The sequence below is a fragment of the Metapseudomonas boanensis genome (genome assembly GCF_018704125.1).
In the GTDB taxonomy this organism is placed as follows: Bacteria; Pseudomonadota; Gammaproteobacteria; order Pseudomonadales; family Pseudomonadaceae; genus Metapseudomonas; species Metapseudomonas boanensis.
The window spans coordinates 24,263-30,926 of sequence record NZ_JAGTIS010000030.1 but is presented as its reverse complement, the minus strand read 5'-3'; the positions used below and the strand labels follow the sequence as shown (position 1 = coordinate 30,926).

At 62.1% G+C, this 6,664-nt stretch carries 5 protein-coding genes; all 5 read right to left on the bottom strand.

What is annotated here, in order from left to right:
- Positions 1–296 precede the first annotated feature (296 nt).
- The 5 genes from cmk to serC all read right to left on the bottom strand — a co-directional run bounded on the left by cmk (position 297) and on the right by serC (position 6,597).
- Positions 297–983 (bottom strand): (d)CMP kinase, encoded by a 687-nt coding sequence (gene cmk, locus J7302_RS25645; protein ID WP_215381526.1) that lies wholly within the window; start codon positions 981–983, stop codon positions 297–299.
- Positions 980–3,223, bottom strand: coding sequence for a bifunctional prephenate dehydrogenase/3-phosphoshikimate 1-carboxyvinyltransferase (locus J7302_RS25640; protein ID WP_215381522.1), 2,244 nt, complete (start codon positions 3,221–3,223; stop codon positions 980–982). Before J7302_RS25640 ends, cmk begins: the two co-directional genes overlap by 4 nt.
- Positions 3,216–4,328, bottom strand: a complete 1,113-nt coding sequence (gene hisC / locus J7302_RS25635) for a histidinol-phosphate transaminase (protein WP_215381519.1) — start codon at positions 4,326–4,328, stop codon at positions 3,216–3,218. The genes J7302_RS25640 and hisC overlap by 8 nt, the downstream gene beginning before the upstream one ends.
- Before the next feature lie 89 nt (positions 4,329–4,417).
- Positions 4,418–5,512, bottom strand: coding sequence for a prephenate dehydratase (pheA, locus tag J7302_RS25630; RefSeq protein WP_375739538.1), 1,095 nt, complete (start codon positions 5,510–5,512; stop codon positions 4,418–4,420).
- Positions 5,512–6,597: a 3-phosphoserine/phosphohydroxythreonine transaminase gene (serC, locus tag J7302_RS25625; protein ID WP_215381516.1), complete on the bottom strand. Its 1,086-nt coding sequence runs from the start codon at positions 6,595–6,597 to the stop codon at positions 5,512–5,514. Before serC ends, pheA begins: the two co-directional genes overlap by 1 nt.
- Positions 6,598–6,664 lie beyond the last annotated feature (67 nt).

Below are 6,664 nucleotides of genomic sequence, written 5' to 3'. Positions count from 1 at the left end.
CGTCCAGAACCATGCTGGCAGCCTTGAGTTTGAATTCATTCGAGTAGGACTTACGCATTCCGACATACCTCAGATTTGGGCCATCATAGCGCCCGAGTGAGGTGTCCAAAATCATTAAGCCAGTTCAAGCTGGCTCCTACAAGGGAGCCAGCCAGTGATAACACTTGACTGGGACAGAGCCGTTTTTTTAGGGAAAAATGCATTCTCCAAGCGCCCCATCAGGGCGCCCGGAAGAAAGGCATGACAGGAGAACCGGCCCCCGCACTCCCGGTGAAGACGCCTGCGGCGCTGACCGATCAGTCGTCCAGGCCGAGAGCAGCGAAGGCTTCCAGGATCTTATCCTGAACCTTGTCGATGCTGAGATGGGTCGAATCGAGGATCACGGCATCGGGAGCCGGCTTGAGCGGAGCTACCGAACGCTGGCTATCACGCTCGTCACGCTCCTGGATTTCCTCCAGCAGCGAGGCCTGATCCGCCTCCATACCCTTGCCTTTCAGTTGCAAATAGCGACGACGGGCACGCTCTTCGGCGCTGGCGGTGAGAAATATCTTCAGCTGGGCCTCAGGAAAGACCACGGTCCCCATATCACGGCCATCAGCCACCAGCCCAGGCGCCTCGAGGAAGGCACGTTGGCGCTGCAGCAATGCCTCCCGAACAGCAGGCAGAGCGGCGACCTGAGAAGCACCGGCGCCTACCTGCTCGGAGCGAATGATGTCGGTGACATCCTCACCCTCCAGCACGATGCGCTGGCCACCGCCAACCTTTGCACTGAACTGCACATCGAGATGCGCCGCCAGCACCTTGAGCGACTCCTCGTTCGTCAGGTCGACGCCATGGTTGCGCGCAGCGAATGCCAGCAGCCGATACAGCGCCCCGGAGTCGAGCAGATGCCAGCCCAGCCGCTTCGCCAGGAGGCCCGCAACTGTGCCCTTGCCCGAACCGCTGGGTCCGTCGATGGCGATCACGGGCACATTAGTGCTCATGGCTTACCCTCTTCAGCTACGCGGATACCGGTCTGGCCAGCCAACCCGAGGAAGTTCGGGAAGGAGGTAGCAACGTTGGCGCAGTCATGAATACGGATAGGCGCGCTAGCACGCAGGGATGCGACGCTGAACGACATCGCGATACGGTGATCGCCGTGGCTCCAGACTTCGCCGCCACCCATCGGGCCGCCCTCGATTACGATGCCGTCCGGGGTCGGTTCGGCCTTGACGCCCAGGGCTTGCAAGCCGTCGGCCATGACTTGGATGCGGTCGGATTCCTTTACCCGCAATTCCTCGGCGCCACGCAGCACAGTGTGGCCTTCGGCGCAGGCGGCGGCGACGAAGAGCACCGGGAACTCGTCGATGGCCAGCGGAACCAGGTCTTCAGGAATGTCGATGCCTTTCAGCTTGGCTGCCCGAACGCGGATATCTGCTACCGGCTCGCCTCCGACTTCACGCTGGTTTTCCAGGGTGATGTCCCCGCCCATCAGGCGCAGGATATCGATCACCCCCGTACGGGTCGGGTTGATACCAACGTGCTCCAGGACCAGTTCAGAGCCCTCGGCAATGCTTGCCGCCACTAGGAAGAAGGCCGCCGAGGAAATATCAGCCGGAACTTCGATGTGCGTGGCGCTGAGCTTATGGCCACTTTCGACCGTGGCGGTGTTGCCGTCGACATTTACCGGGTAGCCGAAGCCTTGCAGCATTCGCTCGGTATGGTCGCGGGTTGGCGCCGGTTCACTCACGGAGGTTTTGCCAGCCGCGTAGAGCCCCGCCAGCAGCAGGCAGGATTTGACCTGGGCGCTGGCCATGGGCATTTCGTAGCTCATACCAGTGAGACGCTGGCCCCCGCGGATGGTCAGCGGCGGACGGCCTTCGGGACCAGTCTCGATCACCGCACCCATCTCGCGCAGCGGCTTGGCCACACGGTTCATCGGGCGCTTGGAGAGGGACGCGTCACCGGTCAGGGTGGTGTCGAACGACTGTGCGGCGAGCAGGCCACTGAGCAGGCGCATGGAAGTACCGGAGTTCCCCAGGTACAGCGGACCGGGCGGCGGCTTCAGACCGCTCAAGCCCACACCGTGGATGGTCACGCGACCGTGGTGTGGCCCCTCGATAACCACGCCCATGTCGCGGAAAGCCTGTAGGGTCGCCAGGGCATCCTCACCCTCGAGGAAGCCCTCGACCTCGGTGGTGCCCTCAGCCAGCGAGCCGAGCATGATCGAACGGTGGGAAATGGATTTGTCGCCCGGCACGCGAATGCGCCCGGAGAGTCGGCCACCCGGCTGGGCCAGGTAAATCAGGTCATTGTTGTGCATGGCGTCCACATAGGCCCGTCGGGCCAGGATTTTGCTGAAATGCTCGCGGGCGAAGCGGGCGCGCGTGAACACGCCCAGTAATTCATGCCCATCCCCAGCGTCGACCGCGCCGCGCAGGGCGTCGAGGTCAGCGCGAAAATCGTCCAGGATGCGCAGCACTGCCTCGCGGTTCGCGAGGAAGATATCGTGCCACATCACTGGGTCGCTGCCGGCGATCCGCGTGAAGTCGCGGAAACCGCCCGCAGCGTAGCGAAAAATTTCCAGGTTCTCGCTGCGCTTGGCCAGCGAGTCGACCAGGCCGAATGCCAGCAGGTGCGGCAAATGGCTGGTCGCGGCAAGCACCTCGTCGTGATGCTCGACCTCCATGTGCTCCACATCGGCACCGAGCTCACGCCAGAGCAGGTCGACGAGGTCCAGAGCAGCCTTCTCGGTGTTCTCCAATGGCGTGAGGATCACTTTATGGCGACGGAACAGGCTGGCGTTGGCCGCCTCCACTCCGCTCTTCTCCGAGCCCGCGATCGGATGGCCGGGCACGAAACGGGGAGGCATACCATCGAAGACCCGCCGCGCGGCCCGCACCACATTACCTTTGGCACTGCCGACGTCGGTTAATACCGCCTCACCCAGGTCCAATTGAGCCAGCTCGGCCAGGAGCTTCTCCATGGCCAGGATTGGCACGGCCAACTGGATCACACTGGCACCTCGACAGGCTACGGCAAGGTCGCTTTCGCAACGGTCGACCACCCCAGTCTCGACGGCGATGCGGCAGGACTCCTGGTCCTTGTCGACCCCAACCACTTCGGCAAATAGACGCTTCTCGCGCAGCCCCTTCGCGAAGGAGCCGCCGATCAGACCCAGCCCGATTACGACCAGACGCCCGAAGATAGTTGCGCCTTGTTGCGCCGAGATGACATCAGGCACGGTCAAGCACCTTGGCCAACGCTGCCAGGCAGCGTGCGTTCTCAGCCTGCAGACCAATGGAGACGCGCAGGAAGTTCGGCATGCCGTAGCCGGCCACTGGACGCAGGATCACGCCCTCGCGCAGCATGGCTTGGTTGATCGGTGCAGCATCGCGACCGAAGTCGACAGCGATGAAATTGCCCCTGGACGGAATCCAGCTCAGGCCCAGCGCGCGGAAGCCCTCTTCCAGCTGTGCCATGCCGGCGTCGTTGATACGACGACTCTCCACCAGGTAGTCGGCATCGTCCAACGCCGCGCAGGCAGCAGCCAGGGCCAGACTGTTGACGTTGAATGGCTGGCGCACCCGGTTCAGCACATCCGCCACTTGAGCCGTCGAGATGCCATAACCGACGCGCAGCGCAGCCAGGCCATAGGCCTTGGAGAAGGTGCGCGACACCAGCAGGTTCGGGTAACGGGCCAGGTACCGAAGGCCATCGGGCAGATCATCGCCTTCGGCGTATTCGATGTAGGCCTCATCCAGGACAACCAGAACGTTTTCCGGAACGCGGGCAAGGAAGTCCTCCAACGCCGCGGGACCGAACCAGGTTCCAGTGGGGTTATTCGGGTTGGCGATGAAGACAACGCGGGTGTTGGCGTCGATGGCTGCCAGCATCGCCGGCAAGTCATGGCCCCAGTCCTTCGCCGGAACGACTTTGCCCTGCGCACCGACGGCCTGGGTGGCGATTGGGTAAACGGCGAACGCATATTCGCTGAATACGGCGTTCAGGCCCGGCGCCAAGTAGGCGCGTGCGACCAGATCAAGAATATCGTTGGAGCCGTTGCCGAGGGTCACCTGAGCAGAAGTAACGCCGCAGCGCTCGGCCAGACGACGCTTGAGCTCGAAGCCGTTGCCATCGGGGTAACGAGTCAGCTCGGCGAGCTCGTTACGGATCGCCTCTAGTGCCTTGGGGCTCGGGCCTAGAGGATTTTCGTTGCTGGCCAGCTTGACGATGCTGGCAGGATCCAGGTCCAGCTCGCGAGCCAGTTCATCCACCGGCTTGCCGGGCACGTAGGGCGAAAGCTTCTGCACGCCCGGCTGAGCCAGGGCGAGGAAATCACAGCTCATAACAAAGCCTCAAGCTTGAAGCTGCAAGCCGCAAGCGAAGCCAGGCGTCGATACGCTTGCAGCCTGTCGCTCGCAGCTTGTCGCTGTCGTTAAAGTACGGCCTTCGGATAGGAACCCAGCACCTTCAGGGCCACGGCTTCCTGGTTGATCTTTTCCAGCACATCCTTGATCAGCGGATCACGGTGATGGCCGACAAAGTCGATGAAGAACACGTAGGTCCACTTGCCGCTGCGCGACGGACGGGTCTCGATACGGGTCAGGTCGATGCCGTTGTTGTGGAAGGGCACCAGCAACTCGTGCAGCGCACCAGGTTTGTTGCGCATGGAGACGATGATGGAAGTCTTGTCGTCGCCCGTCGGCGGCACTTCCTGACTACCGATTATGAGGAAGCGCGTGGAGTTGTCCGGCCGGTCCTCGATCTTCTCGCACAGCTTGGTCAGGCCATAGAGATTGGCGGCCATGTCGCCAGCGATCGCCGCCGAGTTCCACTCGCTCTTGACCCGCTTGGCCGCATCGGCATTGCTGGAAACCGCAACACGCTCGACGTTCGGGTAGTGCGCGTCCAACCACTTGCGGCACTGCGCAAGCGACTGGGCGTGCGAATAGATACGGGTGATGCGATCGGTCTTGGTGGTATCGCCCACCAGCAGATGATGGTGGATACGCAGCTCGACCTCGCCACAGATCACCATGTCATGCTCGAGGAAGCTATCCAGCGTGTGGTTTATGGCGCCCTCGGTGGAGTTCTCCACGGGGACCACGCCGAAATTGACCGCGCCCGCGGCCACCTCACGGAATACTTCGTCGATGGCGGCCATCGGCACGCTAATGACGGCGTGGCCGAAATGCTTCATCGCTGCCGCCTGGGAGAAGGTTCCTTCCGGGCCGAGATAAGCGACTTTGAGTGGCTGCTCCAGCGCCAGGCAAGAGGACATGATCTCGCGAAACAGCCGCGCCATCTCCTCGTTGTCCAGCGGCCCCTGGTTACGCTCCATGATGTGCTTGAGGACCCAGGCCTCACGCTCGGGGCGGTAGAAGACCGGCTTCTCGCCTGCCGGCAGCGACAGCATTTTCACGCGGGCCACGTCCTGTGCGCAGCGAGCACGTTCGCTGATCAGCTCGAGAATCTTCTCGTCGAGACTGTCGATGCGCAGGCGCAGGGCCTTCAGTTCTTGTTCGGACATCAGCCCTGCTCCTTCTCGAACTCCGTCATGAAGGCCACCAGCGCCTCGACAGCATCAAGACCGACGGCGTTATAGATGGAGGCGCGCATGCCGCCCACCGAGCGGTGGCCTTTGAGGTTCAGCAGCCCACGCGCGTCGGCGCCCTCGAGGAATGCCTTGTCCAGGCGCTCGTCCGCAAGGCGGAACGGCACGTTCATCCAGGAACGGGCATTGGTGGCTATGGGATTGGTGTAGAAATCGCTCTTGTCGATGTAGCCGTAGAGCAGATCTTTTTTCGCCTTGTTGAGCTTCTCCATGGCCTCGACGCCGCCCTGCTTTTTCAGCCACTCGAATACAAGGCCGGAGAGGTACCAGGAGAAGGTGGCCGGCGTGTTGTACATCGAGCCATTATCCGCCGCAATCTTGTAGTTGAGCATTGTCGGGCAGATGGAACGTGCACGTCCCAGCAAGTCTTCGCGAACGATGACCACCACCAGCCCGCTCGGGCCGATATTCTTCTGAGCACCGGCGTAGATCAGGCCGAAACGGGAAACATCCAGCGGACGCGACAGGATGTCGGAAGACATGTCCACCACCAGCGGGACATCACCCACCTCGGGAACCCAGTCGAACTGCAGACCACCAATGGTCTCGTTGGAGGCATAGTGCAGGTACGCGGCGTTCTTGCTCAGCGCCCACTCGTTCTGGCCAGGGATGGCGAAGTAGTCATAGGCCTTGGCGCTGGCAGCAACATTGATGTTGCCAAAGCGACGGGCCTCCTCGAGGCTCTTCTTCGACCAGATGCCGGTTTCGACGTAGTCAGCTACGCCGTCTTCAGGCAACAGGTTCAGGGGAATCTCGGCAAATTGCTGGCTGGCGCCGCCCTGGAGGAACAGCACCTTGTAGTTGGAGGGGATGGCAAGCAGATCACGCAGGTCCTGCTCGGCCTTTTCTGCAATAGCGACATACTCGTCGCTGCGGTGGCTCATCTCCATCACCGACAGACCCTTGCCCTGCCAGTCGAGAAGTTCCGCCTGGGCGCGTTGCAGAACAGCTTCCGGAAGCGCGGCCGGGCCGGCGCAGAAGTTAAAGGCTCGCTTGCTCACATCCACTCTCACTAGGTAGCGCGGAGGACGCCATCGCCCGTCCGCCGATTATTCCAACCGAATGGAC